Here is a 26510-nt window from a genome sequence, read left to right on the forward strand (position 1 = left end):
GGGAAAGGATCTTTGTCCGCGCGCCGGAAGGACGACCCGTACGGGCAGGGGCTTGCAAGTTCTGCCATGCGGAAGTTAACCTCCGCAGATTGAAATTGCCCGGCATCGCTCGCTTCTACCGAGAGGCGGATCCATGGTGAAGAGGACGCAGGCCGAAACGGCCGCGAGCGGCAGGCCCGAGGACGAACGGCTCGGGATCGGCAAGAGTTTCACTTACGGCATCCAGCACGTCCTGACGATGTACGGCGGGATCATCGCGCCGCCCCTGATCATCGGCGGTGCCGCGGGCGTTTCGACGGCGGAGATCGGGCTGCTCGTCGCGTCGTGCCTGTTCATCGGCGGGCTGGCGACGATCCTGCAATCGTTCGGCGTCCCCTTCTTCGGCTCCCGGCTGCCGCTGGTCCAGGGCACTTCCTTCGCCGGCGTGGCGACGATGACCGCGATCGTCGCGGACGGCGGACTGCCCGCCGTCTTCGGCTCGGTGATCGCGTCCGCGGCGCTCGGCCTGCTCATCACGCCGGTGTTCTCGCGGCTGGTGAAGTACTTCCCGCCGGTCGTCACCGGGACGGTCATCACCGTGATCGGGCTCAGCCTGATGCCGGTCGCGGCCCAGTGGGCGATGGGCAACAACACCAAGTCGCCGGAATTCGGTTCGGTCTCCAACGTCGGGCTGGCCGCGATGACGCTGGCGATCGTGCTGCTGCTCAGCAAGGTCGCCGTCCCGGCGATCTCCCGGCTCTCGATCCTGCTGTCGATCGTGGTGGGCACCGTACTGGCCGCCGTGCTGGGCAAGGCCGATTTCTCCCAGGTCTGGGACGGCCCGATCTTCGCGGTTCCGGCGCCCTTCGCCTTCGGCATGCCGACCTTCGACGTCGCCGCGATCGTGTCGATGTTCATCGTCGTACTGGTGACCCTCACGGAGACCACGGCCGACATCCTCGCGGTCGGCGAAATCGTCGACACCCGCGTCGGCAAACGCCGGATCGGTGACGGGCTGCGTGCCGACATGGCGTCTTCGGCGATCGCGCCGGTGTTCAACGGCTTCATGCAGAGCGCGTTCGCCCAGAACGTCGGCCTCGTCGCGATCACCGGGATCCGGAGCCGGTTCGTGGTGACCGCCGGCGGCGTGATCCTGCTGATCCTCGGCATGCTCCCGGTGCTCGGCCGCGTGGTGGCCGCGATCCCGTATCCGGTGCTGGGCGGTGCCGGTCTCGTGCTGTTCGGCACGGTCGCCGCGTCCGGCATCAAGACTCTGTCCAAAGTGGACTACAACGGGAACATGAACCTGGTGATCGTCGCGGCCTCGGTCGGGATGGGCATGATCCCGATCGCGGCGCCGGAGTTCTATCACCACTTCCCGGCGTGGGTCGGCACGATCTTCCATTCGGGGATCAGCTCCGCCGCGCTCACGGCCGTCGTGCTGAACCTGTTGTTCAACCACCTCAAGCCCGCCAAGGCGGGCAGTGATCCGTCGGTGTTCGCGACGGCGACCAGGGTGATCGACTACTCCGACCTGAAAGCCTTCTCCCGGCTCGAAAACGGCGACAAGATCGTCGACGGCAAGATCGTGGACGCCGACGGCAAACCGGTCGAGGTGCGAGACGAGGAAGGCAGGCCGGTGTCCTACCGGATCGGTTCGGAGCCCGACGCACACGGGTGAGCGAGGCCGGGCGGGGAACTCTGAACTATCCGCGCTGGGCGCGCCGCCGGGCGAGCTCGCCGACAACGCGTTGCCACGCCGGGGAAGCCTCGGAGACACGGGAAACCACCAGCTCGCCGTACCCCGGACGGCCGCCCCGCCGCTCGTGTTCGACCGCCCAGGCGTCCAGGTCGTCGATGAGCGTGTCCAGGCGCGGATCGCGCGGGTCCCAGCCGACGGCCTGATCACAGGCGAGGTACACGCGGAGCGTCTCGGGATCGTCGAAGGCGGCGTTCTTCTCCCGGACCCGTTCCGGCACGGCGCGGGGATCCAGCGCCCGCATCAGGATCCACGCGTCGCGTTCGAGCAGCACCCGCCGCTCGCTGACGCCGAGACCGCGCATCCGCTCCAGGAGGGCGACCACGTCGGGCGGCAGGACGAGCCGCTCGCCGCCGGTCAGTTCGGCGATCCGGAGGCGGTTTTCGGCGAGCCGGTCGATCTTGCGCCGGAGTTCGGCGTCGATGTCGGAAATGGCGGCGGCGAACTCGGCGGGCTCCGCGTGCAGCAGCGCGTCGACGCGGGCCAGCGGCACCCCGGCGTCGGCGAGGGTCCTGATCCGGATGAGGTCCACCGCCGCTTGCGCGGTGTAGCGGCGGTAACCGGAGGCGTCCCGTTCGGGCTCGGGCAGGAGGCCGATGTGGTGGTAGTGGCGGACGGTGCGCACGGTCACGCCCGCGGTCGCCGCGAGCTGGCCGATCGTGAGCACCCGTCCTCCTCTTCCTGAGCCTAGAAGCCTTCGACGACGTCGCGGATCGCCTGGACCACCGCGTCAGGGCGATCGAAGCAGAGCCGATGATGCAGTGTGTCGGTGAGGACGCGTTGTTCCCCTCGGGAGAACCCGCCGACCCGGGCCGCGTCCATCTTCATCTTGGCCTCGTCGATCTCCTGCGGCGGATGCGCGACGACGGTGAGCGCGATCGCCGGGACGTCGGGCAGCTCCGGCCCGGATCGCAGTTCGGTGGCGAGCGCGACCAGCCCGGTGCGCTCCGCGGCGCCGATGCGCAGCCACTCGTCGCTCACCTTGGCGTCGACGAGCGCCTCGCGCACGTCTTCCGGGTAGTCCTCGCGCAGCTCGGCGTACATCGCGCGAAGGGCGGCGCGATCCGGACCGGGTGACGGCCGCCCGGCCGCCGACAGGCTCGCCTCGGGCGGCATGAAGCCGTCCCAGTCGGGATGGAGGGCGTCCAGGAAGACCAGCCCGGCCACGTCGCGCGGATAGAGCTGCGCGAACCGGTGCGCGTAGAGGCCGCCGAGTGAGTGCGCCGCCAGCACGTACGGGGCGGGAATGTCCAGGCTGACCAGCAGCTCGCGCAGTTCCGACGCGACCGCGGTGGCGGTGCGAGGCAGGGGGAGGGCGTCGCTGTGGCCCGTCCCGCCGCGGTCGTACACCACGGCGGTGGTGAACCGCGCGACCTCCTGCTGGACGCCGAAGTAGTCGAGGCCGACCGCGCCGGCGCCCGGCAAGAACACGACGGCGGGCCCACCGTCACCCGATCGGTGCACGAAAAGGCGGCGGTCGTCGATCTCCTGGAGTCCTCCGACAGGGGGTGTGTTCGTCATGCGGCAAGGCTCCGACCCTGACGCAGGGTCAAGGTCAAGCAGCCGGGAAGGTCGACGCTGACCTGGGGAAATGACCCGGTTCGGGATGGCAGCGTGTGCGAACGGGCAAGACCTGCGACAATGGACGGCGAGATCGGGGCATCGAATGGGCTCAGACTCGCTATGAAGAGCAGGTAAAAAAGTATGGCTCAGGGCAGCGTTAAGTGGTTCAACGGCGAAAAGGGCTTCGGCTTCATCGCTCAGGACGACGGCGGACCGGACGTTTTCGTGCACTACTCGGAGATCCAGGGCAGCGGTTTCAAGTCCCTGGACGAGGGGCAGCGCGTCGAGTTCGAGATCGGCCAAGGTCAGAAGGGCCCGCAGGCCCAGCGCGTCGTCGCCATCTGACTTTCTTCACGCCGAAGGCCTCCATCCGTACCGGGTGGGGGCCTTCGGGCGTTTCGGCTACCGATATCGTCGAAGCATGCTTGTGATCGTTCGTGAGCACCCGTGCGGCCGGACGCGGTGAGCCGCTCCGCCCTGGAGCCCGAGCAGGTCGGGCGGAAAGTGCGGTTGCGCGAGGTCGGCCTCCGGGACCGCCGGGTCCTGATGGGCTTCGACCGCGACATGGCCCGCGAGGCGACGCCGCTGATCGGCGGCGGGCACCGGCATTGGGCTTCGCACCGTTCGGGGTCCGCCGGCGACGACATCCACTTCGGCATCGAGACCGTGCGCGGCCGGATGCTGGTCGGCTCGGTCTGCACCATCGGCGCCGACCCCGCGACCGGCCGGTTCGGCTACGGCATCGGGATCGCGCCGCGCCACCAGCGCTGCGGCTACGCCACGGACGCCATCACCGTCCTGCTGGCGCATATGTTCGGACAGCGCGGCTTCCGCAAATGCGAGGTCAGCGTCTACGGCGGCAACCTCGCGTCGCTCTCGCTGCACGGCGGCCTCGGCTTCCGCGAGGAAGGCAGGCTGGCCGACACCGAGGTGGTGCGTGGCGAGATCAAGTACCTGGTGCGGATGGGCATCACGGCCGAGGAATTCGCCGCACGACCACCGGACGCCCTCGGCGACCTCGGCAGGCGTGGCCAGCACCGGCGGCCCCGCCGTGGCAAGCACTGGCGCGCGCCCGCCGCGGTCAGCGGCTGATCAGCCCGGACTCGTAGGCGAACACGACCGCCTGGACGCGGTCGCGGAGGCCGAGCTTCGTGAGGATGCGGCCGACGTGCGTTTTCACCGTCCCCGGTGAGAGGAACAGCAGTTCGGCGATCTCGGCGTTGGACAGGCCCCTGGCCAGCTGCTGCAGCACCTCGTTCTCACGTCCGGTGAGCAGGGCGAGCCGGTCGTCCGGCGGCGCCGCGGGCAGGCCGGTGACGACGCGGTCGAGCAGCCGCCGGGTGACGGTCGGCGCGAGGGTGGCCTCGCCGGAGGCGACCACGCGGACGCCGGAGAGCAGATCCGGCGCCAGCGCGTCCTTGAGCAGGAAGCCGCTGGCCCCGGCCTGGAGCGCTGCGTAGACGTACTCGTCCAGGTCGAACGTGGTCAGCACCAGGACGCGGGCGCGGTGGGCCGCGGCGATCGCGGCGGTGGCCTCGACGCCGTCCATCTCGGGCATCCGGATGTCCATGAGCACCACGTCCGGATCGAGGTCCGCCACCAGCGCGACGGCTTCCGCCCCGTCGCCTGCCTCGCCGACGACGGCGATGTCGTCCGCGTTGTCCAGGATCATCCGCAGGCCGGTGCGCACGAGCGACTGGTCGTCGGCGATGACCACCCGGATCGTCATGACGGCAGGGTCGCGCGGACGGCGAAGCCGCGTTCCGGACGCGGTCCCGCGTCGAAGGTGCCGCCCAGGACGTTCACCCGTTCCCGCATGCCCTCGAGGCCGTGCCCGGCGCCGGACGGCTCTTCCGTCGCGGTGCCGTCGTCGGTCACTTCGATCTCCAGCGTCTCGGGCCCATACCTCATCACGATAGTCACCGACGCCGCCGGACCGGCGTGTTTCAGGACGTTCGTCAGCGCTTCCTGCACGATCCGGTACGCCGCCAAGTCCACTGTGGACGGAAGTGGGCGGGGTTCCCCTTCGACCAGGAACTCGACCGGCGTCCCCGCGGAACGGATGTCGGCGGCCAGCCGCGGCAGGCGTTCCGCGCCCGGTTGGGGCTCCCAATCCGGCTCGTCCTGGCCGAGCGCGCCGAGCAGGCGCCGGATCTCGCCCAACGCGGTCCGTCCGGTGCCGACGATGGCGTCGAGCGCTTCCCGCGCCCGTTCCGGCCGCCGTTCCAGTTCGGCTTGGGCGCCCTGCGCCTGCAACACCACCACGGAAAGCGCGTGCGCGACGACGTCGTGCAGCTCGCGGCTGATGCGGCCGCGTTCGGCGGCCACGGCCAGCGCGGCCTGGGTGTCCCGCTCGCGTTCGAGGTCGGCGGCCCGCTGTTCCAGCACCGAAAGGCGGATCCGGCGCTGCCGCGTGTTCAGCCCGGCGAGCCACGCCACCGCGAGCGACAACCCGATGCCGGCGAAACCGCCCCAGTCCTGCACCTGGTCGTCTTCGGGTCCGGGAGGTGCCAGCCGATCGATGATGATGATCCGCGGCGGTGGCGGAGCCGGTTCCCGCGTATTCGCGTCGGCGGCGTGGATCGCCCACGCTCCGGCGACCAGCAGGCTCGCCGCCAGCAGGGCGAACGAAAGCCGTCGCGACCCCCAAGCCGCGACGGAGAAGAGACCGATCAAGGCCACGACGTCGACCGGGCGAAGATCGTTGCCCATGGCCAGATGCAGGAGTGAGACCGTCGCGCCGGTCGCGAAAGTGATCGTGGGATTACGGTGCCGGACGAGCAGGGAAGCCAAGGACACCAAGGAGGTCAGCCACCAGTCGAAGCCCTCTGGATCGTCGGCCGAGACCACAGTGGACAGTCCGATGAGCACGGTCAGCCCGATGTCCACGGCTTTCGGGTGGTTCCTGAGGAAGGAGAGCACCGGCCGAGCGTAATCCCGGATGGGGGCCTCGCGGATCCCTCTCGCGGCAGACATCGGGATACGACCTGCGGCAGACGCGCGAATACGACGACGGGTCCCAGGCTGGACGCAGGAAGATCCCCGACAGAAACGGAATCCTCATGAGAAGGCTTCTCGTCGCGCTGGTCGCCCTCGCCGGCATGGTTTCCTTGGCGAGCCCGGCCGCGGCGGCTCCACGACTGAAGTTGCCGCCGCCGACCGGCTCGCATCCCGTCGGCTCCAGCGATCTGCATCTGATCGACTCTTCGCGCAAGGATCCCTGGGTGCCGGCCGGGCCGCGCGAGCTGATGGTGTCGATGTTCTACCCCGCGCTGGTGCCGTTCGGCCCGAAGCGGCCCTACCTCACCTCGGCCGAGGCCAAGGCGTTCCTGACCGAATCGGGCCTGCCCGACGTCGACCCCGGGCTGCTCTCCGGGCTCCGGACCAGCGCCAGGGTCGACGCCCCGCCGCTCCTGGGGAGGCACGCGCTCGTCGTCCTGTCGCCGGGATTCGGCAAACCGCGCACCACGCTCACCGGCCTGGCGGAAGAGCTGGCGAGCAAGGGTTTCGTGGTCGCGCTGATCGGCCACAACTACGAGTCCCACGGCACCGCGTTCCCCGACGGGCGCGTCACCGAATGCGCCGCCTGCGGATCCGACTCCACGTTGCTCCCGCCGATCCGCTCCGCGGACGTCTCCTTCGTGCTCGACACCCTGACCAAGCCTTCCTCGCGCTGGGCCCGGCTGATCGACCGGACGCGGATCGGGATGGCGGGCCATTCCATCGGCGGGTACAGCGCGCCGACCGCGATGGTCGACGACCAGCGGATCCGGGCGGGCGTCGACATGGACGGCAGGCTGTGGTCGCCGATCCCCGCGTCCGGCATCGACCGGCCGTTCCTGCTGCTCGGCCGCGAAAGCGAGTACACCCCGGCCGGCCCGGACACGACCTGGGCGGGCAGCTGGCCGAACCTCACCGGCTGGAAGCGCTGGATCAGCGTCGCGACGGCCGGGCACGCGTCCTTCACCGACGTCGGCGTCCTCGGTGAGCAGCTCGGCCTGACCAAGCCCGGCCTGCTCGGTGGCGAGCGCGGGATGCGGCTGACCAGGGCGTACGTCTCGGCGTTCTTCGACGCGAACCTGCGCGGCGGGCACCAGCCGTTGCTCGACGGGCCGGTGGCGGACAACCCGGAGATCAAGTTCTGGAACTAGCCGAGGGGGACCCCGGTGAGGCCGGGGCCGAGTGGGGAAGATTCCGGCCGTCCAACGTCCAGGATCTTCCCCACTCGGTCGTCCGCCCAGGGGCGTGACCGGCACGATCACGGTTCAAGACCAGGACGGCCACCGCGACGATGAAGGAATTGGGACACTCAACGTCCCAATTCCTTCATCAACGACTCCCTGTGCGGAGGAGCCAGGACACTCGTCGGCGGAGACAGCGGCCGACACGTTCGCCTTAGCCGATCGACAACCCGGTGAGGCCGGCGGAGAACTTCCACAGCCGCTCGGCCTCACCGGCGTCGATCGCGTACGGACGCACGCCGACCCACTCGCCCTCCTCAGCGGCGATCTCGGCGACGTCGCAATCCTCGCAGTAGAGCCCACCGAGTCCGTCGAGCCGCGGCGACGTCGCCGCCCAGACCTGGGTGGCCGCGCCCTGCTCCGGCGATTTGAACTCCGGGTCGGCCTGGTTCCCGTGCTCGTCGATCCAGCCGCGCTCGACCATCTCCTCCGGCCGCAGATGCCGCTGCAGGGGAGTGAGGATGGCGCCCGGATGCAGGCTGAACGCGCGGATGCCGTGTTCGGCGCCGAGCTTGTCCAGGTGCACCGCGAACAGGACGTTCGCCGTCTTGGCCTGGCCGTAGGCGAGCCAGCGGTCGTAGCCGCGCTCGAACTGGACGTCGTCCCAGCGCATCGGCGACGAGTGGTGCCCGGACGAGGCCACCATGACGACGCGGGCGCCGCCGCCGGCCTTCAGAGCGGGCCAAAGCCGGTTCACCAGGGCGTGGTGACCGAGATGGCAGATCGCGAAATGCGACTCCCAGCCGGGGCCGACCCGCCGTTCCGGCGCGGCCATGATCCCGGCGCTCGCGATCAGGATGTCGATCGGGCGGCCGCTGCTGAGGAAGCGGCCGGCGAAGGCCTCGACGCTCGCCAGATCGGCCAGGTCGAGCTCGCCGACCTCGGTGCCGGGGATCCCGGCGAGGGTGGCCCCGGCGTCGGCCGGACGGCGCGCGGGGACGACGACATGCGCGCCGGCGTTCGCCAATGCCCGCGTGGTTTCCAGGCCCAGTCCCGAATATCCGCCGGTGACGAGGGCGAGCCTGCCGGAGAGGTCGATGCCGTTCAGTACTTCTTCGGCGGTGCTGCGCGCGCCGAAGCCGGAGCCGATCTTGTGTTGTGCGGTGGTCATGAGGCGGACGCTAAGAGCTAGAGGGCTCTCTAGGTCAAGGCGCTATCGTCGGTCCGGTGACGGAACTCGCGATCGGCCAGGTCACCGAGCGGACGGGCCTCAGCGTCCACGCGCTTCGCTTCTACGAGAAGGAAGGGCTGCTCGCGGCACCGGTGAAACGGGACGCGAACGGGCGCCGCGTGTACACCGAACACGACGTCGACTGGCTGCTGAACTGCACGAAGTTCCGGGCGTCCGGAATGCCGCTCGCCGTCATCCGCGAATTCGCCGAACTCGTCCGCCAAGGGCCGGGAAACGAGGAAAAGCGGCTCGAACTGCTGCGGGAGCACCAGAACACCGTCCGCGACCGGATCGCCGAGCTGGCCGACTGCCTGGAACTGATCAGCCGGAAGGTCGAGGTCTACGAGGAGCACGTCGCGCGGGGGACCGCGAACGAGCTCTGGCGTTAGGGTCCACAGTGGACAGACGTTGCCACCCGATCGGTGCAACGTTTCGCCTGGCGATGGGCAAGGGCGGCCCCTAAGCTTTGCCGCTCGTGACCTGCGAGGTGAGACGATGAGGTCCTTCGGCGCGGTGGATCCGGTCAAGGTGGCGCTCGCCGGGCTCACCACGATGGCCCTCGGCATGGCGGCGGCGCTCAACGCCGACGCTTTGCCGGTGATCGGCGGCGGCACGACGTATTCCGCCGAATTCTCCGACGCGGGCGGACTGCGCGCCGACAACGACGTCCGGATCGCCGGGGTGAAGGTCGGCAAGATTTCCGAAATCGACCTCGAAGGCGATCGCGTGCTCGTCTCCTTCCGGGTGAAGGACGCCTGGGTCGGCGACGCCACGAGCGCGTCCATCCAGATCAAGAACGTCCTGGGGCAGAAGTACTTGGCGCTCGACCCGCGTGGCGAAGCGATCCTCGACCCCGGAGACCCGATCCCGCTGCGGCGGACCACCGCGCCGTATGATGTCCTTGAAGCGTTTCGGGATTTGTCGAAAACCGTCGACGCCATCGACGTCGGCCAACTGGCGAAAAGCTTCGACACGATTTCGGCGACTTTCGCCGATACGCCCGCCGACGTCCGCTCCGCGCTCGACGGGATCACGAAGCTCTCCGGCACCATCGCCTCCCGGGACCGGCAGCTCCGGACGCTCGTCGCGAACACGCGGCAGGTCTCGCAGACCCTCGTCGACCGCGACACCGAGGCCCAGCGGCTGATCCAGGACGGCAACGCGCTGCTGCGCGCGATCTCCACCCGGCAGCAGGCGATCAAGGACCTGCTCGACGGCTCGAAACGGCTCGCGACCGCGCTCGACGGCATCATCGCCGACAACGACGGGCAGCTGGGGCCGGTGCTCGAACAACTCGACCGGCTGACGTCGATGCTCCAGCGCAATCAGGATTCGCTGGCCAAGGGGATCGCCGCGTTCGCGCCGGCGATCCGGGTGCTCACCAACGTCGCGGGCAACGGCCGCTGGATCGACGGCTACCTGTGCGGGCTGGTCCTGCCGACGTTCGGCCCGCTCAACGAAAAGGGCTGCTTCGAGAAGTGAGCGGCACGCTCTCCGTCAGGGCTTCGTCCGCCGCAACCAGAACAGCCCGATCACCGGCAGCACCAGCGGGATGAAGAGGTAGCCCTGCCCGTATACCGACCACACGGTGGCGTGGGGGAAGGCCTCGCGGTCGAAAAGGCTGAACGTGCCGACGGTCAGCACGCCGAGCAGTTCGACACCGCAGGCGATCAGCGCGATCCGCCACCAGCCCGCGCCGCGGCGGGCCAGCGCCACGGTGGCCAGCAGGTAGACGACGGCCGCGAACGCGGAGAGGGCGTAGGCCAGCGGGGCTTCGTGGAACTTGGTGCTGATCTGCACGGCAGCGCGTGAAGTCGCCGCCAACGCGAAGATCGCGTACACGGCGACCAGGATCCGCCCCGGGCCGGAGGCCTTGTCCGTCGCGGTGTCCACCGTCTTCTCCTCGGTTTCTTCAGGCACTGGCGCCCGCCCACACCTCGTGCAGCCGGAGCACCATCACCGGGATGGCGAGGCACGCGATGCCGAGGATCGCGGTGCTGGCCCGGGTGCGCTCGGCCAGCGCCCAGAACGTTCCGAGCGGGAGCACGACCAGGCAGCCGATCAGGTAGGCGAGATAGGTGGCCATGCTGCCGGGGCGGCCGCCGCCGATCAGCAGGACGACACCGATCACGAGCTGGGCCACCAGGAGTACTTCGATCACGGCGAGGCCGGCGAGTAGTGCGTTGTCCGGCAACTTCTTGCGCGCCGCCTGGACGAAACTCCACGCCGCGACCAGCGTCGCGCAGATCGCGACGGTCACCGCGAACCCTGTGATCACGTCGGCCTCCTTACCCGCTCCACCGGCGACAACGTACCTCCGGGCCGATCATCGCCGACGGGCGACCGGTGGGCCGCGTGGCGGGCGCCACGAGACGAAGAGTGGTCCAGACCTCGGGTGAATAGATCACGAAGCGCGGCCGGTTGGCGCTCTGTCAATTTCGTTGCGCATTATTGCGTTCAGTGCCTCCACCTGGGATTACGACGCCGGTGCGTTCCTGTTACACACCGACCGGGTGGTTGGAATCCGAGTTGATCTCACGCTGGGTACCCCTACCATTCGGTAGTTTTCGAATTCACGTCCCTGAACAGCCCATCCGAACCCCCGATATGGCGGATTGGCCGTTCGGGGTCCGGCGGGTGGAATATTCTGCATCGCGATGGTGCACATGGCCCATCCGATTGGTGCCAAGGAGGGGGCGCTCGATGGACGTCCGGTACGAAGCGTATTGCTTCGCCGATCCACTGTTCTTCGATGAACAGCGGGAAACCGGGGACGCCGCCGACGATTTCGCCTCCCTGTTGCCCGCTCCCGGGGACGGCTGGCGCACCGGGGTGCGCGGAGTGTGGCGGTTACTGCACCCTGTTGCTCGAAACCTTCCCTTGCAGGGCTGGAAAATCCACGTGTCGGCAGGTTTGGGCAACGCCGAGCGGGTGCTCGTGAAGGTGCACGAGCATTGTGTCGAGCACGCCGTGTCCTACAAGCATCTGCGTTCGCGGACGACCCTGCTGGCCAGGAATTCGAAATACGCCCCGCGTGACGGAAGCGGTAAGTTACTGACTCTTTATCCGGCTGACAACAACGAGCTGGAGCGTGTTCTCACGGCGTTGTCGGCGAAGCTCGACGGCGAGCCCGGCGCGTACATTCTCAGTGATCTTCGGTATGGTGCCGGCCCGCTCTACGTCCGCTACGGCGGATTCGCCGAGCAATGGGTCGAACTCGACGGCAAGCGGGTCCTCGCGATACGCAAACCGGACGGGACGCTGGTCCCGGACAAGCGCGAACCGACCTTCTCCGTACCCGACTGGGTGGCGATTCCGGAGTTCCTCGCGCCTCATCTCGCAGCTCGCAAGAGCGGCGGTGCGGATCAGTTCCCCTATCAGGTGAAAAGTTCTCTGCACTTCTCCAACGGCGGCGGCGTGTACCTCGCCGACCGGAAGGCCGACGACGAACGAGTGGTCCTCAAGGAGGCCAGGCCGTTCGCCGGCCTGGACCGGGACGAGGTCGACGCCGTCGAACGCCTCCGCCGTGAGCACGAGGTGCTGGAGCGGCTGAAGGGCATCGACGGCATCCCCACCGCCTACGACCGCTTCACCGTCTGGGAGCACCACTTCCTGGCGATGGAGTACATGCCCGGCGTCTCGCTCGGCAACTGGCTGGCCCGCAACTACCCGCTCACCCGGCGCGACACCACCGAGGCCGACATCGCCGCGTACACCGAACGCGCGCTGGCGCTGGTCCGGCGGGTGGAGGCGATGGTCGGCGAGGTGCACGGCCGCGGGATCGTCTTCGGCGACCTGCACTCGCTGAACATCCTCGTGGACGGGGACGACGACGCGGTCTCCCTGATCGACTTCGAGATGGCTTCGGACATCGAAAGCGGCACTCGGCCCGCGCTCGGCGCGCCCGGCTTCCGTGCTCCGAGGGACCGGAACGGGTTCGAGGTCGACGAGTACGCGCTCGCTGTCCTGAAGCTGTGGATCTTCCTGCCGCTCACGACGCTCCTCGAACTCGCCCCGGCGAAGCTGCGCGGGCTCGCGGACTTCGTCCAGCAGCGCTTCGACGTCCCGGAGGGCTACGCCGACTCGATCGTCGCGGAGCTCGCACCCCGGAACGTGCCGCCGCTCACGAGCGCCACCGAGCTGGACCAGGAACGGCCGGATTGGGCGCTGGTCCGCAAGCAGATCACCGAGGCGATCCTCGCCAGCGCGACCCCCGAGCGCACCGACCGGCTCTTCCCCGGCGACATCGAGCAGTTCCGCGTCGGCGGAGCGTGCTTCGGCTACGGCGCGGCCGGCGTCCTCCACGCGTTGAAGGCGGTCAGCGGTGAGCGGCATCCCGCGCACGAACGCTGGCTGCTGGACGCGATCCGCCGCGATCCGCCCGGACGGCCGGGGTTCTACGACGGCTCGTACGGGATCGCGTACGTCCTCGAAGAGCTCGGTTACCGCGAAGAGGCCACCAGGCTCTTGGCGGCGTCGACGACGCTGGTCGAGCAGACCACCGACCACGGTCTGGAAGGCGGCCTGTCCGGGATCGGGCTCACTCAGCTGCACTTCGCGGTGGCCCGCAAGGACAACGAGTTCGGCAGGCAGGCGCTCGCCACCGCCGTCCGGCTCGCCGAAGCGCTGGAGATCGCCGACCCGCCTGGCGACTTCGGCCGCGCCGGGTTGCTCAACGGCTGGTCCGGTCCGGCGCTGCTGTTCGTGCGGCTGTTCGAACGCACCCGCGAAGAAGGCTGGCTGTCCTTCGCCGACCAGGCGCTGGAGCGGGACATCGAGGAATGCGTCGAGTCCGACGACGGCTCGCTGCAGGTCCGCGACGGCGAGACCCGCACGTTGCCCTACGCGGGTGTCGGCAGTGCCGGGATCCTCATGGTCGCCGAGGAGCTGGCGAAGCACCGTCCCGACGCGAAGGCGTTGAAGAGCCTTCCCGGCCTGCGTGAAGCGTGCCGCGGCGAGTTCGTCATCCACCCCGGGCTGCTGTTCGGCAGGGGCGGGCTGATGACCGCGCTGGCCATGGGCGCCGAACCGGACCAGCGCGTCCGCGACGCCATCGACCTGCATCTTTCCCGGCTGGCCTGGTACGCGGTGCCGTACAAGGGCGGCCTGGCGTTCCCCGGCAACCAGCTGCTGCGGCTGTCGATGGACGTCGTCACCGGCGGCGCGGGCGTCCTGCTCGCCTTGGCCGCCACCCTGGACGGGAAGGCCGCGCTGCCTTTCCTGTCCTCCCGAACTGCCGTCCGATGAGGGCGGCGGACCAAGAGGTAACTAGTGAAAGGGAACACCATGGAACTGGTTCTCGACCTGCAGGCCCTGGAAGCCCCCGAGGTTCTCGAAGGTGGCGGCGGTGGCAGCCACGGCGGCGCGAGCAACCTCAGCCTGCTGGCCTCCTGCGCGAACAGCACCGTCAGCCTGCTGACCTGCCACTGAGTCACGGCTGAGCACTGAAGGCGCGGGAGCGGCACAGGCCAAGTGCGCCGCTCCCGCGTCTTCATTTTGCCTTCCGGTTCATCTCGTTGGGATCACGGTGTCCGCCGGCGCGGTCGCGGGGTCACCAGGACTAAGGAGTGGGATGGCGGGTTCCGCCGATCGGTTGCTGGTCACGGTGACCGCACTGGATCGTCCCCGCCTGATCGCGCTGATCTTCAGCGCGCTCGCCGGGACGGCGGCGGGGCTGCTCCTGCCCGGCGCGCTCGCCGCCGCGGTCGACGCCGTCGTCGCCGGACGGCCCAGCCTGCCCGAGGTCACCTGGCTGATCGTCCTCGGCGTCACCGAAATCGCCGTCGGCCTGATCGGCGGCATCCTCACCGCGCGGATGACCGCGTCCGCCACGGCCTGGCTGCGCCGCAAGCTCGCCGACCGCTATCTCGCGCTCGGCACCCGATCGACCTTCGCCGACGGTGACGCGATCAGCAGGCTCACCGGTGACTGCACCGGCGCGGGACTGGTCGCCTCCGTCGTCGTGCAGCTCGGGTCGACCACCCTCATCTCCGGTGGGGCCGTCGTCCTGCTCGCGCTGATGGACTGGCGGCTCGCGCTCGTCTTCCTCGGCAGCATCCCGTTCGGCCTGATGCTCGCGCGCACCCACCTGAAGAACACCGCCGACGACGTCCTCACCTATCAAGAGGTGTCCGGCGAGCTCGCGGCGAGGATGGTCGACGCCGTCGCCGGGCTCCGCACGATCGCCGCGTCGGGCACCGCCGACCGCGAAGCCGACCGTGTGTTGCGGCCGTTGCCGAAGCTGAGCCTCGCCGGCCGCGGGATGTGGCGGACGCAGGCCCGGATGGTGTGGCGGTCCGGTCTGCTGCTGCCCGCGGTCGAGCTCGCGGTGCTCGCCGCCGCCGGTTTCGGGGTGCTGGAAGGCAGGCTGACCGTCGGCCAGGTCCTCGCGGCCCTCGGCTACGTCGCCCTCGGCATGGGCCTGATCACGCAGATTCCGTTGCTCACCACACTTTCCCGCGCGCGGTCGTGTGCGTGGCGGATCACCGAGGTGCTGGAGGCGCCGGTCCCTGAACCGGGTGACCTCGGCGTCGTCCCCGGGCGGGGCACGCTCGAACTGCGCGGCGTCACCGTCGAGGGCGCGTTGCGCGACGTCGACCTGCTCGTGCGGGGCGGCCGGTTCACCGCGGTCGTCGGGCGGTCCGGTTCGGGGAAGTCCGCGCTGGTCAACGTCCTCGGTGGGTTGCTGACCCCGGACGAGGGGACGGCGACGCTCGACGGCCGTCCGCTGGAGAAGCTGCGGCCGTACGAGCTCCGCGCGGTCGTCGGGTTCGCCTTCGAGCGGCCCGCGCTGCTCGGCGCGACGATCGGCGATGCCGTCGGCTACGGCTCGTGGGCCGGGGAGGCCGCCGTACGCGCCGCCTGCCGGTCCGCGCAGGTCGACGACCTGATCGTCCGGCTGCCGGACGGCTACCGGACGCCGCTCAGGGAAACCCCGCTCTCCGGCGGGGAGGCGCAGCGGATCGGGCTGGCGCGCGCGATCGCGCACGCGCCGCGGGTGCTCATCCTCGACGACGCCACCGCCAGCCTCGACACGGTCACCGAAGCCGCCGTCGAGGAGGCGATCGAACGCACTTTGCCCGGCAGGACCAGGGTGGTGGTGACGCATCGCGCGGCCACCGCGTCGCGGGCGGACACGGTGGTGTGGCTGGAAGACGGCCGCGTCCGGGCGGTCGGCACCCATGACGAACTGTGGCGGACTCCGGCTTATCGCGCTGTTTTCACCGAGGGTGCGCAATGAGCGTCTGGGGGCTCTACCGCTCGGCGCTGGCCGGGCAATGGCGCGGCGGGCTGGTGCTGCTGGCCTGCTCCGTACTGGAGAGCGCGCCCGCGTTCTTGTCCGGTCGCCTGGTCGAACTCGCGGTTGACGAGGGGTTTGCCGCGGATCGGCCAGGCACCGGACTGCGTTGGCTCGCGGTCTTCGGGCTGGTCGCCGTGATCGGCGCGTTCGGTTCGCGGCTGGTGTGGCATCAGCTCGGCAAGGTCGTCGAGCCGTTGCGCGACGCGCTGGTGACCGCCGTCGTGCGCGGGGTCCTGCACGATCCGGCGCCACCGCGGAATCAGCCGGACGCCAGCGGCGTCGCCCGCATCACCCAGCACGTCGAGGTGGTGCGTGACGCCACGGCCGGACTGCTGGTGCAGGCGCGCGGGATGATCGTGACGACGGTGGCGGCGCTGGCCGGGTTGTTCACCGTCGCCGGTTCGCTCGCGTTGATCGTCGCGATCCCGGTGGTGGTCTCGGTCCTCGTGTTCGCCTGCCTGCTCCCGTCACTGGCGCGGCGTCAGCGCGCGCTCGCGCTGGCCGACGAGCGGACCGCCGAGGTCGCGGGCGCGTCGTTGTCCGGTATGCGGGACATCGTCGCGTGCGGCGCGGAACCCTTGGCCGCGCTGGAGCTCTACGACGCCATCGACACGCAGGCCAAGGCGGCCGTGCGGGTGGCGCGGTCCGGGGCGGCCCGGACGGTCGTGATCGCGACCGGTGGTTTCGTTCCGTTGCTCCTGGCGTTGCTGGTGGCTCCAGGCATGGTCCAGGCCGGGGTGCTCACCGCCGGTGCCGCGCTCGGCGCGCTGGTCTATCTGGCGACGACGATGCAGCCGGCGTTGCGCGGGCTGGCCGCGACCGCGAGCACCGTGGTGCTGCGGCTGATCGTCGCGCTGCGGCGGCTCGCGGAGACCGCGCAGGCCGAACCGGAACCCGACGGAACGGCCGAACCCGACGGGACCGCGATCTACGTGCGCGACCTGACCTTCAGCTGGGGCGCGGCCGCGCAACCGGTGGTGCGAGGACTCGATCTCCACCTGCGGCCCGGCGAGCGGCTCGCGGTCGTGGGGCCGAGCGGTATCGGCAAGTCGACCTTGGCCGGGCTCCTGACCGGCATGCTCGAACCGCAGGGTGGCCGGGTGCTGCTCGGCGGGGCGCCGGTCCGGGAGGTCCCGGCGGCGCTGCGGCACCGGATGATCGCGCTGATCCCGCAGGAGGCCTACGTCTTCGCGGGGTCCGTGCGGGACAACGTCGGCCTGTTCGCGCAGACCGCGATGGACGGCGAACTGCTGGCGGCGGTGCGGGCCGTCGGCGCGGAACCGCTGGTCACGCGGCTGGGCGGGCTCGACGGCGAGATCGGGCACGGCACGCTGTCCGCCGGTGAGGCGCAGTTGATCGCGCTCGCCCGGGTGTACGCGAGCGACGCGACCGTCGTCATCCTCGACGAGGCGACGTCGCACCTCGACCCGCCCGCCGAAGCCCGCGCGGAACGGGCGTTCGCCGAGCGGGGCGGGGTGCTGGTGGTGATCGCGCACCGGCTGACGTCGGCGCTGCGCGCGGACCGGGTCCTGGTGATGGACGGCAAGGAAACCGCCCTCGGCACCCACCTCGAACTCATGGACCGGTCCACGCGCTACGCCCAGCTCATGCACGCGTGGTCGCCGCGGCTACCCCAGCCCAGTGCGCAGTTCTTCCAGCGCGCTCCTGAGTAGCCCCTCGACGGGGACCGGCCGCCGGGATTCACGATCGACGAAGACGTGCACGAAGTGACCTTCCGCGATCACCGTCTCCTTCGAATACATCCCGACCTCGTAGCGGACGCTGGACCGGCCGAGATGGCCCACCCGCAGGCCGACTTCGAGTTCTCCCGGGAACGACACCGAAGCGTGGTACTTGCATTGGGATTCCACGCACAACCCGATGACCTCACCGGTCTCGATGTCGAGTCCGCCGCGTTCGATCAGCCAGGTGTTGATCACGGTGTCCATCACCGAATAGTGGACGACGTTGTTGACGTGTCCGTAGACGTCGTTGTCCTTCCACCGCAACGGAACCGTCTGCCAGTGCGGATACTCGGCGTTCACCACAGCGTCACCGATTCCCGCAGGATGACGGCGAGGTCGGCTTCGGACGCCTCGCGCGGCGCCGTCGCCAGCAGCCGTTGTTGTTTCACCGTGCCGGAAACCAGTGAGTCCACATCGGACTCGGTGTAGCCGACGGCGCCGATCCCGTTGGGGATCCCGATCTCCCGCATGATCTGCCCGAGCACCGCGGGCAGATGATCCCGCAGATCGCCCGGCCATTCGTAATCCGGCGCGAGCAGCCGAGCCACCCGGATGTGCCGTTCGGGCGCGGCGTCGAAGGTGAACCGGAACGCCGCCGGCGCGGTCAGCGAGACGGCCATCCCGTGCGGCACCATCGCTTCGTCGCCCGGGTACCCGGACGGGTGGAAGTCCCGCACCTGCCCGGCGATCGGATACGCGTTGGCGTGCGGGATGTGCACCCCGGCGTTGCCGAACCCGAGCCCGGCGAACGTCGCCGCGAGCGCCATCGCCTCGCGCGCCTTCATATCGGAGCCGTCGCGCACGGCCGCGGGCAACGCCCACGACAACAGCCGCAGCGACTGCTCGGCGAACATGTCGGCCAGCGGATTCGAGCCACAGTAAGGAACCCGGTCCTCCGGCCGCTTCCGGTCGAACTCGGTGTACGGCTTGGCCGTGTAGCTTTCCGCTGCGTGGCAAAGGATGTCCATCCCGCTCGCGGCGGTCACCTCGGGCGGCTGCGAGACCGTCAGCCTCGGGTCGACCACGGCGAGGCTCGGCCGCATCCGGAGATGGCTGATGCCGCTCTTCACCCGCAGCGACAACACGTCCAGCACGCAGACCGTGGTGCTCTCCGAGCCCGTCCCGGTGGTGGTCGGCACCGCGACCAGCGGTTTCAGCGGCGAACTCGGGGCGCGGCCGCCGCCGACCGGCGCGTTGACGTAGTCCATCAGGTCGCCGTCGTTGCTGGTCAACAGGTTCACCGCCTTGGCGGTGTCGATGGCCGACCCGCCACCGACGGCGACGAAGGCGTCCCACTCGCCCTGTCCCCGGGCGAAGTCGACGGCCTTCCGCATGCTGACGTCGGTCGGCTCGACATGCACGCCGTCGAAGACGACGGCTTCGATGCCATAGGTCTCGATGCCTTCGGCGATCCGTTGTGGCCAGCCCGTCGCGGCGACACCCGCGTCGGTCAGGACGAGCACCCGGCGAGCGCCGTACTGGGTGAGGTCGTAGCCGATCTCATCGCTCGACCCGGTGCCGTACTTCAAGGCAGGCGCCCCGTAAGTGAAAACAGTTTCACGTCCGGCGGTGGCTGAGGTCACGTTTTCGTGCTCCCTTGCTCGAACACGTTCCGAATATCGGACATTCCGCCGCTCCGGGGTTGCCGGAATCGGAAGATCGCTTGACGGCACCGATCACCGCCCGCCTAAGCTCTTCTCATTAGATACCAACCGGGAGCGTCCGTCGCCCAGACGGCCGTGCGGATCCTGACCGAGGCGCAGATCCACCGCGTGTACGCGGTGGTGGGTGAGTCCTTCCTGGATCTGCTCGACGCGCTGCAACGCGAGCGCTCGATCACCTTTGTCTCGGCGAGGCACGACTCCGGCGCCGCCTTCATGGCGGAGGCCGAAGGCAAGCTCACCGAGCATCCCGCGGTCCTGCTCGCCGGCCGCGGCCCGAACGCGGCGAACCTCGCGATCGGCGTCTCCACGGCGTACCAGGACGAGAGCCCGATGGTCGTCCTCCTGGAGAACCCGCCGCAGGATCCCGGCCCGACGAGCGAGCTGCCCACCGCGGACCTGACCGCGATGTTCGAGCCGATCTCGAAGTGGACCGGCCGCGCGGAATCGCCGGACGAGGTCCCCGGCCTGCTGGTCGAGGCGCTGACCCGCTGCCGTGAAGGGCGGCCGGGACCCACCGTCGTCGCCGTCCCCGCCGATTTCTGGGGTGTCCCGTTCGACTCGGCCAAACCGGTCGCCTCCGTGCGGCCGCCGGCCACCGGCGCGCTCGGCCGGACCGCCGAGGCGGTCGCGCAGCTGGTCGACGAGGCCCGCTACCCGGTGGTGATCGTCGGCGGCCGGGCCCGCGCGGCGCGCGACGAGCTGATCGCCGTCGCCGACGAGCTCGCGCTGCCGGTGTACAACGCGTTCCGCCGTCAGGACGCCTTCCCCGAGAACCACGCGCGCTACGCCGGCCATCTCGGCATCGGCATCCCCGCGCGGCAGCTCGACGCGCTGGAGCGCGCGGACCTCGTACTCGCGCTGGGCACGCAGCTCGACGAGGTCACCACCCAGTCCTTCCGCTACCCGACGCCGTCGCAGACGCTGGTGCTGGTCGGCACCGGGATCGAGCCCGCCCGCCGCGGCGGCCTGACCTTCCGGGTCGACTCCGAGGTGGAGCCCTTCCTGCGTGAACTGCGCAATGTCGCCTCGCCTCGGCAACGGCGCGCGTCGGCCGCGAACGCCGCGGTGCACACCTTCATGACGCCGCCCGACACCAGCGGCGCCACCCGCGTCCACCCCGCCGACGTCATCCGCGCGGTGCGCAAACTCGCGCCGGAAGACGCGATCGTGACCAGCGACGCGGGCAACTTCGCCCAGTTCATGCACCGCTACTGGTGTTTCACCGCGCCGCGCAGCCAGCTCGGGCCGAGCAACGCGGCCATGGGTTACGCGGTCCCCGCGGCGGTCGCGGCGAAACTCGCCGAACCACGCCGCACGGTGATCGCGATGGCGGGCGACGGCGGAGCGCTGATGACCGGGCAGGAGATCGAGACCGCCGTCCGCTACCGGGTGCCGGTGACCGTGCTGGTGTTCCAGAACGGACTGCACGGCCCGCTCGCCGTGCACCAGGCACGCAAACACGGGCGGCTGTCGGGGGTCACCGTCCCCGTCACCGACTTCGCGTCGTGGGCGCGCGGGCTCGGCGCAGCCGGGTACACCGTGGACGATCGGGAAGAGCTGGAGCCGATCATCGCGAGCGCGCTGGTGCGGCAACGGCCTTGTGTGATCGACATCCGTACGGATCCGGACGTGGTGACGCCGGACATCCGGCTGACGAGCCTGCTGGGCGCGTCGAGGCAGCAGCAGGGCGGCCAGTAGGGGCCGCCACGCCGATTACCGGGCGGTACTTTTTCTCAGGGGATACACAGAAACCCTTGTGGTGCCGCCTTCACCTGCCCCAAAGGGTGGGAACGAGGTGACGACTCGGCCGACTTTCGGTCGCGGACACCGGATTTTGTCGGTCGGCCGTGGCACAATCGCGGCAACACCGAGAGTCCGATATGGACCGGGGCAATGGCCGGTGGGGTTGTTGGCACGCAGTACGTACCTAGAGCGTTGTGTTGACACTGGGAGAAAACATGGCTGACGAAGCGAAGCCACAGGACAAGTCCGTTTCCGGCGTGGTGCCGGTGCTGTTCAGTGCGGACGCGGAGACCCACGACATCGCCGTCGTGGCCACGAACCGGGAGGCGTTGCGCCGCTCGCCGTTCGGCAACGAGGCGCCGCTGCGCGCGGCCAGCGGGGAATAGCCCGGCCGGTGACCGCTCCGGACGGAGAGGTACAGTCGGCGAAGGTGCAGTGCGGCTGCGCACACCCGAGTGATGGCGCTTGTCGGCCTGCGTGAGGTGTGCTTTACTGCACCAGGTCTCGATTTTTGTGTTCGTGTTGGTTCACGCTCGCAGAACTCAGCGGGCGTAGTGTCTCCTCGTGTTTCCGGGGAAGCAAACCGTCTGGTCATGACCCGGGCTGCCGACGTGGCTTCCTGTTTGTTTGTGTTGCATATGGAGATTTTATGACTCAGGGCACTGTGAAGTGGTTCAACTCCGAGAAGGGGTTCGGCTTCATCACTCCCGACAACGGCGGCGGCGACGTCTTCGTGCACTACAGCGAGATCAAGGGCAACGGCTTCCGTACCCTCGAGGAGAACGCCCGCGTGGAGTTCGAGATCGGGCAGGGCGCGAAGGGTCCGCAGGCCACCTCGGTCACCGTGATCTGATCCAGGTTTTCCAAGCAGGGCCGCCATCCCCTCGGGGAGGCGGCCCTGCTGCTTTTTCCGGGACCGTTCTTCACGCGGGGGAGACGAGTCCCGCCTCGTACGCGAGCACGATCGCCTGAGCGCGGTCCCGCACCCCGAGTTTCGCCAGTATCCGGCCCACATACGTCTTCACGGTCTGCGCCGACAGCACCAGATCCGCGGCGATCTCCGGATTGGACCGTCCTTTCGCGATCAGCCGCAGCACTTCCCGCTCGCGTTCGGTGAGCACGTCGAACCGCGCCGGGGACGGCCGCGGAACCGGAGCGGTGGCCACGAAGTTCGCGATGAGCCGCTTCGTGACCGCGGGGGAGAGCAGCGCTTCGCCGGCGGCGACCACTTCGATGGCGTTGATCAGTTCGGCGGACGGCGCGTCCTTCAACAGGAATCCGCTCGCGCCCGCCCGCAGTGCCTCGTAGACGTAGTCGTCCAGATGGAACGTCGTCAGGACGATCACCTTCGGCTTCGCCTCGTCGCCTTCGAGCAACCGTCTCGTCGCTTCGATCCCGTCCATGACCGGCATCCGGATGTCCATCAGGACGACGTCCGGTCGCGTCGCCAAGGCGGAAATACCCGCGAGCGCCGCGATTCCGTCGCCGGCTTGGCCCACCACGTCCAGCCCCGGCTGCGCGTTCAGCAGGCCGGCGAAACTCTCGCGCACCAGGGCCTGGTCGTCGACGATGAAGACGGTCGTCACGCGTCACTCACCCTCGGGAGATCCAGTTCGACGGCCACGCGGAAACCGCCGTCCGGCCGCGGCCCGGCCTCGTAGGTGCCGCCGATCAGCGTAACGCGTTCGGCGATCCCGGCAAGGCCGGTGCCGTCGCCCGCCGTAGGTGCCGCGGGCCTCGACGGCGCCCCGTTCTCGACGAGGATCGTGAGCCCGTCCGGTTCTCGCCGCACCGCGACGTCCACTCCCGCCCCCGGACTGTGCCGGGCCGCGTTGCTCAGCGCCTCCTGCAGGATCCGGTACGCGGCCAGTTCGACCAAGGCGGGAATGCCGTCCCCATCGTCGATCTCCGCCCGGATCTCGATCCCGGACGCCCGGCAGCCGTCGATCAGCGACGGCACCTCCGCGAGCCCGGGCTGCGGCTCGTGTTCCGGTTCGGCGTCGGTGTCGCGCAGCACCCCGACCAGCCGCCTGGCTTCGTCGAGCGCTTCCCTGGCCGCGACCCCGATGGCGTGGAACTCCTCGGCCGCGGCCTCGGACACGTCCGGGACGCGATAGCGCGCGCTGTCGGTCCGCAGCGCGATCAGCGAGAGGTGATGGCCGATGATGTCGTGCAGCTCCCTCGCGATCAGCGCGCGTTCCTGCAACGTGGCCAGTTTCGTCCGCTCCTCGACCGTCGTGCGCTCGGCCGCGTCGGCCTGCTCCAGCGCCCGGCGGCGTTGCTGCATCCCGTAGCCCGCCACGATGGTCACGGCCACCACGACCAACGACCACACCAGGGTCTTCGTACCCGCGCGCGGCAGCTGGGCGATGCCGACCGCGACGGCGAGTGTCACCGCGATGATCGAAATCCCTTTGCCCTGCCCAGGTTTCGTGCGGGCGAGTGTCATCGCGAGCACCGGCAGATAGGGCAGGACCTGTACCTGCAACGGCCATTCCGACAGCGTGGGGCCGAACAGCGCGTAGTCGGCGGGGAAGAGGAGCGCGATGATCGCGCTGACCATTCCCGCCGCCGCCACCCGGACGGCGGTCAGCGGGAAGCGGACGACGAGCAACGGCGGTGTGATCTGCAGGATCAGCAGGAAGAAGATCAGCGGCACACTGCTGCCGCCGAGGTAGCGCGCCCACGAGCCGTAGGTCAGGCCCAGCAGTACCGCGAGCGCGGATCCGGCGAGGACTGCTTTGACCCAGGCCGGCCCGCGCCACCAGGCCGACGGCGGTTCGAGATCGGCGTCGCGGCCGATGAGGAGCGCCCACCCCAGAGAGGCGCCGTACGAGTCCATGGCTCGACGCTAACGACGCCGACGACCGGGCACATCCCCTCCTGGGGGACACCAGGAGTCCCCCACGGGGTGTGGGAGGGTTTGTCCGTGGCGCTCGCCGAAGTCGCGGTGGCTTTGTGATGCAACCTCGTGCAACTCTTTCCTTCGTGGCCCGGACGTCGTTTCCTTGTAGGGACTTGGCGCGGCAGCGGAGGACATGTGGGCGAAGCGGTTGCGGGGATCGTGGCGAACCCCGCTTCGGAGCGTGACATCCAGAGCCTGCGTTCGGCACTGAGGGTGGCCGGCGTCGGCCGCGTGATGGTGTGGACCGACGCGGGCAAGATCATCGGCACCGTCCGCCGGATGGTGGACGCGGGTGCGAGCGTGCTCATCTGCCTGGGCAACGAGACCATGATGCGGGCCGCGGCGGCCGCCTGTGGCGACGTCCCGCTGCTGATGCTGCCCGCCGGGGGCGCCGACGAGTCCACCGTCGCCGGGCTCGCCGCGGGGCTGGTGGCCACCCACCAGGTGGACACGGACCTGGTCACGAACCGCGCCACCGTGCTCGAAGTCGTCACGAAGGCCCGGCGCGAGATCGCGCTGATCGACGTCAGCGTGTGTTCGGAGAGCCGGTGGGATCCCGCGTCGCTGACCGAGCTGTACTGCACGTTCGCCGTTCCGGACGGCGTCGGGCTGTCGAGCATCCCCGGGCGGCTGTGCCCGAGCCCGAAGTCCACTGTGGACGGTGTCGCGGTCTCGCTCGGGCCGGTCGACGAGACGCCGTACGTCGTGCAGGCGCCGATCGCGCCCGGCGAGGTGCGGGCGGTGGGCGTACGCGGCTGGAGCGTGCTGGAAGCCGGGGTCCGCGTCGATCTCGCCGCGGGCGGCGGCTCCATCGCGCTGGACGGCCAGCCGCATTTCGTGCTCAAGCCAGGAGAGAGCGCTTTCGTCGAGTTGAAGCCCGAGGGGCCGTGGTGCGTCGACGTCCGTGCCGTGATGGCCGAGGCCACCCGGACCGGGCTGCTGCTGGGCCGGAAACCGACGGCGGCCCTTCCCACGCCCCGGCTGGCGGACGCACCCTTGCCCTAGCCCAGGTCACAGAGACCTTCCGCTCCCCGGTCCACCCGGGCACACTGGCCTGAACAGAGCAGAAGGAGTAGGCCAGGTGCAGCTCGAGGCGGCACGCGCGTGCCCTCGCCGAAGTGCGCGAGGCCGCGCTCGCCGGGACCACGCTCCCGGGCAGGCCACGTGCGGTGATCGGCGCGTCCTGGCAGCGTATGCGGCGGCTGGGCCTGGACCCGGACCACGGCTCGCCGACCCCTCCGCTCGCCCCGGAACAGCTGGAAGCCCGGCGTCGGGGCAGCGGCCTCGCCGAGCAGGCCGCGCACATCATGGTCGTCGTCGACGCCGACGGCCGGGTGCTCTGGCGCGACGGCAGCACCGCGGTCCGCCGTCGCGCCGACGGGCTCGGTTTCGTCGAAGGGGCGGACTGGCACGAACCCGCCACGGGCACCAACGCCATCGGGACGGCGCTGGTCGCCAGGCATCCGGTGCAGGTCTACTCGGCCGAGCACTACGTCAGCAACCAGCACGACTGGACCTGCGCCGCCGCGCCACTGCACGACCCGAGGAACGGCAGGCTGCTCGGCGCCGTCGACCTCTCGGGACCGGCCTCCACCGTGCATCCGTCCACCCTCGGCCTGGTCGACGCGGTCGCGAAGCTCGCCGAAGCGCATCTACGCACCACACATTTCTCGGATCTCGAGCGGTTGCGCGGTCTGGCCACGCCCCTGCTCGCCAAGGTGAAGGGGCGGGCGGTCATCACCGACCCGCACGGCTGGATCGCGGCCTCGGCGGGGCTCGTCCCGGTCGGCCGGATCGCGCTGCCGAACGACGCCGCCCCCGGCCGCACCTGGCTGCCGACGTACGGCAACTGCCTGCTGGAGCCGCTGCTGCAACTCTTAGCCTCGTCCGGCTCACCGAGGAGGAGGACGCGTCGCCGACCCGGGTCGTGCTCGATCTGAGGTCGTCGCGGGAAAGCACGCTGCGCGTCTCGGGCGCGGCAGGCACCTGGTCGCATCGGCTGAGCCCGCGGCACGCGGAGATGCTGTACGTCCTCGCGCGCCATCGTCAGGGGAGGTCGGCCTCGGAACTGTCGCTCGACCTCTTCGGCCGTCACCGTCCGCGCGGAGATGTCCAGGATGAGGCGGCATTTCGGCGGATTCCTGCTGGCCAGGCCGTACCGGTTCGACGACGACGTCGAGGTCGTCATCGAGCGGCCCGCCGACGGCGACGTCCTGCCGCACTCCGTCGCGCCCTCCGTCCGGGCTTGAGGTCCATCCCCGCCTCCACCCGCCGGTGGTCCCGCTCCACCCCTCGGCGTGCCTAACGTCCGTGACATGGGAAAAATGAACGTGAAAGGCCTGTTGGGGCTGGTGGTCGTGGGTGTCGTCGTGCTGCTCGGGTTCCTGGCCTACCGGCTGATCCTGGTCGAGATGATCACGCGGCTGAGCGATCACTGAGG

26 protein-coding genes and 1 pseudogene are annotated in these 26510 nt (G+C 69.8%); 16 read left to right on the top strand and 11 right to left on the bottom strand.

What is annotated here, in order from left to right:
* The first annotated feature begins 133 nt into the window (after positions 1–133).
* The gene (locus ACSMFO_RS14450; protein ID WP_436458975.1) at positions 134–1660 is read left to right on the top strand and encodes a nucleobase:cation symporter-2 family protein; all 1527 of its coding nucleotides are present in this window, start codon (positions 134–136) and stop codon (positions 1658–1660) included.
* A gap of 25 nt (positions 1661–1685) precedes the next feature.
* Here the strand turns inward: ACSMFO_RS14450 and ACSMFO_RS14455 are convergent, their stop codons facing one another.
* Positions 1686–2405 carry a MerR family transcriptional regulator gene (locus ACSMFO_RS14455; protein ID WP_436458976.1) on the bottom strand — a complete coding sequence of 240 codons (720 nt, stop codon included), beginning with the start codon at positions 2403–2405 and terminating at the stop codon, positions 1686–1688.
* Between the two features lie 20 nt (positions 2406–2425).
* Positions 2426–3259, bottom strand: a complete 834-nt coding sequence (locus ACSMFO_RS14460) for an alpha/beta fold hydrolase (protein WP_436458977.1) — start codon at positions 3257–3259, stop codon at positions 2426–2428.
* 183 nt (positions 3260–3442) lie between these two features.
* On the opposite strand from ACSMFO_RS14460, the gene ACSMFO_RS14465 reads away from it, so the two are divergent.
* Both ACSMFO_RS14465 and ACSMFO_RS14470 read left to right on the top strand, forming a co-directional pair.
* A complete protein-coding gene (locus tag ACSMFO_RS14465; RefSeq protein WP_005149851.1) occupies positions 3443–3646 on the top strand; it encodes a cold-shock protein in 204 nt (67 codons plus the stop codon).
* Between the two features lie 102 nt (positions 3647–3748).
* A complete protein-coding gene (locus ACSMFO_RS14470) occupies positions 3749–4393 on the top strand; it encodes a GNAT family N-acetyltransferase (protein WP_436458978.1) in 645 nt (214 codons plus the stop codon).
* Here the strand turns inward: ACSMFO_RS14470 and ACSMFO_RS14475 are convergent.
* Both ACSMFO_RS14475 and ACSMFO_RS14480 read right to left on the bottom strand, forming a co-directional pair.
* Positions 4383–5030 carry a response regulator gene (locus ACSMFO_RS14475; RefSeq protein WP_436458979.1) on the bottom strand — a complete coding sequence of 216 codons (648 nt, stop codon included), beginning with the start codon at positions 5028–5030 and terminating at the stop codon, positions 4383–4385. The genes ACSMFO_RS14470 and ACSMFO_RS14475 overlap by 11 nt on opposite strands.
* Positions 5027–6223, bottom strand: a complete 1197-nt coding sequence (locus ACSMFO_RS14480) for a sensor histidine kinase (RefSeq protein WP_360124627.1) — start codon at positions 6221–6223, stop codon at positions 5027–5029. Before ACSMFO_RS14480 ends, ACSMFO_RS14475 begins: the two co-directional genes overlap by 4 nt.
* Before the next feature lie 140 nt (positions 6224–6363).
* On the opposite strand from ACSMFO_RS14480, the gene ACSMFO_RS14485 reads away from it, so the two are divergent.
* On the top strand, positions 6364–7452 hold the full coding sequence (locus ACSMFO_RS14485; RefSeq protein WP_436458980.1) for an alpha/beta hydrolase family protein: 1089 nt from the start codon (positions 6364–6366) through the stop codon (positions 7450–7452).
* Positions 7453–7696: 244 nt separating this feature from the next.
* Here the strand turns inward: ACSMFO_RS14485 and ACSMFO_RS14490 are convergent, their stop codons facing one another.
* Positions 7697–8653, bottom strand: coding sequence for an SDR family NAD(P)-dependent oxidoreductase (locus ACSMFO_RS14490; protein WP_436458981.1), 957 nt, complete (start codon positions 8651–8653; stop codon positions 7697–7699).
* Between the two features lie 56 nt (positions 8654–8709).
* Between ACSMFO_RS14490 and ACSMFO_RS14495 the strand changes: the two genes are divergently transcribed.
* Complete coding sequence (locus tag ACSMFO_RS14495) at positions 8710–9102, top strand: MerR family transcriptional regulator (protein ID WP_038520341.1); 393 nt, start codon at positions 8710–8712, stop codon at positions 9100–9102.
* A gap of 106 nt (positions 9103–9208) precedes the next feature.
* Entirely contained in the window at positions 9209–10195 is a 987-nt protein-coding gene (locus tag ACSMFO_RS14500) for an MCE family protein (RefSeq protein ID WP_436458982.1), read from the top strand.
* 15 nt (positions 10196–10210) lie between these two features.
* On the opposite strand, the gene ACSMFO_RS14505 is transcribed toward ACSMFO_RS14500, so the two are convergent.
* Both ACSMFO_RS14505 and ACSMFO_RS14510 read right to left on the bottom strand, forming a co-directional pair.
* Positions 10211–10633, bottom strand: coding sequence for a hypothetical protein (locus tag ACSMFO_RS14505; protein ID WP_174492075.1), 423 nt, complete (start codon positions 10631–10633; stop codon positions 10211–10213).
* A complete protein-coding gene (locus ACSMFO_RS14510) occupies positions 10626–10991 on the bottom strand; it encodes a hypothetical protein (RefSeq protein WP_073846130.1) in 366 nt (121 codons plus the stop codon). The genes ACSMFO_RS14505 and ACSMFO_RS14510 overlap by 8 nt, the downstream gene beginning before the upstream one ends.
* Positions 10992–11416: 425 nt before the next feature.
* On the opposite strand from ACSMFO_RS14510, the gene lanKC reads away from it, so the two are divergent.
* The 4 genes from lanKC (at position 11417) to ACSMFO_RS14530 (ending at position 17686) form a co-directional block, all read left to right on the top strand.
* Positions 11417–13960, top strand: coding sequence for a class III lanthionine synthetase LanKC (lanKC, locus tag ACSMFO_RS14515; RefSeq protein ID WP_436458983.1), 2544 nt, complete (start codon positions 11417–11419; stop codon positions 13958–13960).
* A gap of 39 nt (positions 13961–13999) precedes the next feature.
* On the top strand, positions 14000–14143 hold the full coding sequence (locus ACSMFO_RS14520; protein ID WP_123798255.1) for a SapB/AmfS family lanthipeptide: 144 nt from the start codon (positions 14000–14002) through the stop codon (positions 14141–14143).
* A 142-nt stretch (positions 14144–14285) separates the two neighbouring features.
* A complete protein-coding gene (locus ACSMFO_RS14525) occupies positions 14286–15953 on the top strand; it encodes an ABC transporter ATP-binding protein (RefSeq protein WP_436458984.1) in 1668 nt (555 codons plus the stop codon).
* Positions 15950–17686, top strand: coding sequence for an ABC transporter ATP-binding protein (locus tag ACSMFO_RS14530; RefSeq protein WP_436458985.1), 1737 nt, complete (start codon positions 15950–15952; stop codon positions 17684–17686). Before ACSMFO_RS14525 ends, ACSMFO_RS14530 begins: the two co-directional genes overlap by 4 nt.
* Here ACSMFO_RS14530 and ACSMFO_RS14535 read toward each other — a convergent pair.
* A complete protein-coding gene (locus ACSMFO_RS14535) occupies positions 17642–18061 on the bottom strand; it encodes an acyl-CoA thioesterase (protein ID WP_081975695.1) in 420 nt (139 codons plus the stop codon). The two genes, ACSMFO_RS14530 and ACSMFO_RS14535, sit on opposite strands and share 45 nt — an antisense overlap.
* Entirely contained in the window at positions 18055–19287 is a 1233-nt protein-coding gene (locus ACSMFO_RS14540) for a hydroxyacid-oxoacid transhydrogenase (protein WP_360092814.1), read from the bottom strand. Before ACSMFO_RS14540 ends, ACSMFO_RS14535 begins: the two co-directional genes overlap by 7 nt.
* Before the next feature lie 171 nt (positions 19288–19458).
* Between ACSMFO_RS14540 and ACSMFO_RS14545 the strand changes: the two genes are divergently transcribed.
* The 3 genes from ACSMFO_RS14545 to ACSMFO_RS14555 all read left to right on the top strand — a co-directional run bounded on the left by ACSMFO_RS14545 (position 19459) and on the right by ACSMFO_RS14555 (position 22018).
* Positions 19459–21120: a thiamine pyrophosphate-binding protein gene (locus tag ACSMFO_RS14545; RefSeq protein ID WP_255355312.1), complete on the top strand. Its 1662-nt coding sequence runs from the start codon at positions 19459–19461 to the stop codon at positions 21118–21120.
* A 260-nt stretch (positions 21121–21380) separates the two neighbouring features.
* Entirely contained in the window at positions 21381–21551 is a 171-nt protein-coding gene (locus ACSMFO_RS14550) for a hypothetical protein (protein WP_162836881.1), read from the top strand.
* 263 nt (positions 21552–21814) lie between these two features.
* Positions 21815–22018, top strand: coding sequence for a cold-shock protein (locus ACSMFO_RS14555; RefSeq protein ID WP_005163378.1), 204 nt, complete (start codon positions 21815–21817; stop codon positions 22016–22018).
* Between the two features lie 70 nt (positions 22019–22088).
* Here the strand turns inward: ACSMFO_RS14555 and ACSMFO_RS14560 are convergent, their stop codons facing one another.
* Entirely contained in the window at positions 22089–22751 is a 663-nt protein-coding gene (locus tag ACSMFO_RS14560; protein WP_436458986.1) for a response regulator, read from the bottom strand.
* Entirely contained in the window at positions 22748–24007 is a 1260-nt protein-coding gene (locus ACSMFO_RS14565) for a sensor histidine kinase (RefSeq protein ID WP_436458987.1), read from the bottom strand. The genes ACSMFO_RS14560 and ACSMFO_RS14565 overlap by 4 nt, the downstream gene beginning before the upstream one ends.
* 198 nt (positions 24008–24205) lie before the next feature.
* Here ACSMFO_RS14565 and ACSMFO_RS14570 point away from each other — a divergent pair, with 198 nt between their 5' ends.
* From ACSMFO_RS14570 to ACSMFO_RS14580, 3 genes and pseudogenes are all read left to right on the top strand, one after another.
* Positions 24206–25075, top strand: coding sequence for an ATP-NAD kinase (locus ACSMFO_RS14570; RefSeq protein ID WP_436458988.1), 870 nt, complete (start codon positions 24206–24208; stop codon positions 25073–25075).
* 113 nt (positions 25076–25188) lie between these two features.
* Positions 25189–26319: pseudogene (locus ACSMFO_RS14575) on the top strand (GAF domain-containing protein).
* A gap of 66 nt (positions 26320–26385) precedes the next feature.
* A complete protein-coding gene (locus ACSMFO_RS14580) occupies positions 26386–26508 on the top strand; it encodes a hypothetical protein (RefSeq protein WP_255432399.1) in 123 nt (40 codons plus the stop codon).
* The last annotated feature ends 2 nt before the right edge of the window (positions 26509–26510 follow it).

The sequence above is a fragment of the Amycolatopsis sp. w19 genome (assembly GCF_051373225.1).
Lineage (GTDB): Bacteria > Actinomycetota > Actinomycetes > Mycobacteriales > Pseudonocardiaceae > Amycolatopsis > Amycolatopsis japonica.

Bases quoted from the DNA above. Each gene is read 5' to 3' on its own strand.
- ACSMFO_RS14490 (WP_436458981.1), bottom strand. From the start codon at position 8,653: ATGACCACCGCACAACACAAGATCGGCTCCGGCTTCGGCGCGCGCAGC.
- ACSMFO_RS14465 (WP_005149851.1), top strand. From the start codon at position 3,443: ATGGCTCAGGGCAGCGTTAAGTGGTTCAACGGCGAAAAGGGCTTCGGC.
- ACSMFO_RS14520 (WP_123798255.1), top strand. From the start codon at position 14,000: ATGGAACTGGTTCTCGACCTGCAGGCCCTGGAAGCCCCCGAGGTTCTC.
- ACSMFO_RS14475 (WP_436458979.1), bottom strand. From the start codon at position 5,030: ATGACGATCCGGGTGGTCATCGCCGACGACCAGTCGCTCGTGCGCACC.
- ACSMFO_RS14565 (WP_436458987.1), bottom strand. From the start codon at position 24,007: ATGGACTCGTACGGCGCCTCTCTGGGGTGGGCGCTCCTCATCGGCCGC.
- ACSMFO_RS14550 (WP_162836881.1), top strand. From the start codon at position 21,381: ATGGCTGACGAAGCGAAGCCACAGGACAAGTCCGTTTCCGGCGTGGTG.
- ACSMFO_RS14525 (WP_436458984.1), top strand. From the start codon at position 14,286: ATGGCGGGTTCCGCCGATCGGTTGCTGGTCACGGTGACCGCACTGGAT.
- lanKC (WP_436458983.1), top strand. From the start codon at position 11,417: ATGGACGTCCGGTACGAAGCGTATTGCTTCGCCGATCCACTGTTCTTC.
- ACSMFO_RS14530 (WP_436458985.1), top strand. From the start codon at position 15,950: ATGAGCGTCTGGGGGCTCTACCGCTCGGCGCTGGCCGGGCAATGGCGC.
- ACSMFO_RS14460 (WP_436458977.1), bottom strand. From the start codon at position 3,259: ATGACGAACACACCCCCTGTCGGAGGACTCCAGGAGATCGACGACCGC.
- ACSMFO_RS14500 (WP_436458982.1), top strand. From the start codon at position 9,209: ATGAGGTCCTTCGGCGCGGTGGATCCGGTCAAGGTGGCGCTCGCCGGG.
- ACSMFO_RS14485 (WP_436458980.1), top strand. From the start codon at position 6,364: ATGAGAAGGCTTCTCGTCGCGCTGGTCGCCCTCGCCGGCATGGTTTCC.
- ACSMFO_RS14580 (WP_255432399.1), top strand. From the start codon at position 26,386: ATGGGAAAAATGAACGTGAAAGGCCTGTTGGGGCTGGTGGTCGTGGGT.
- ACSMFO_RS14450 (WP_436458975.1), top strand. From the start codon at position 134: ATGGTGAAGAGGACGCAGGCCGAAACGGCCGCGAGCGGCAGGCCCGAG.
- ACSMFO_RS14555 (WP_005163378.1), top strand. From the start codon at position 21,815: ATGACTCAGGGCACTGTGAAGTGGTTCAACTCCGAGAAGGGGTTCGGC.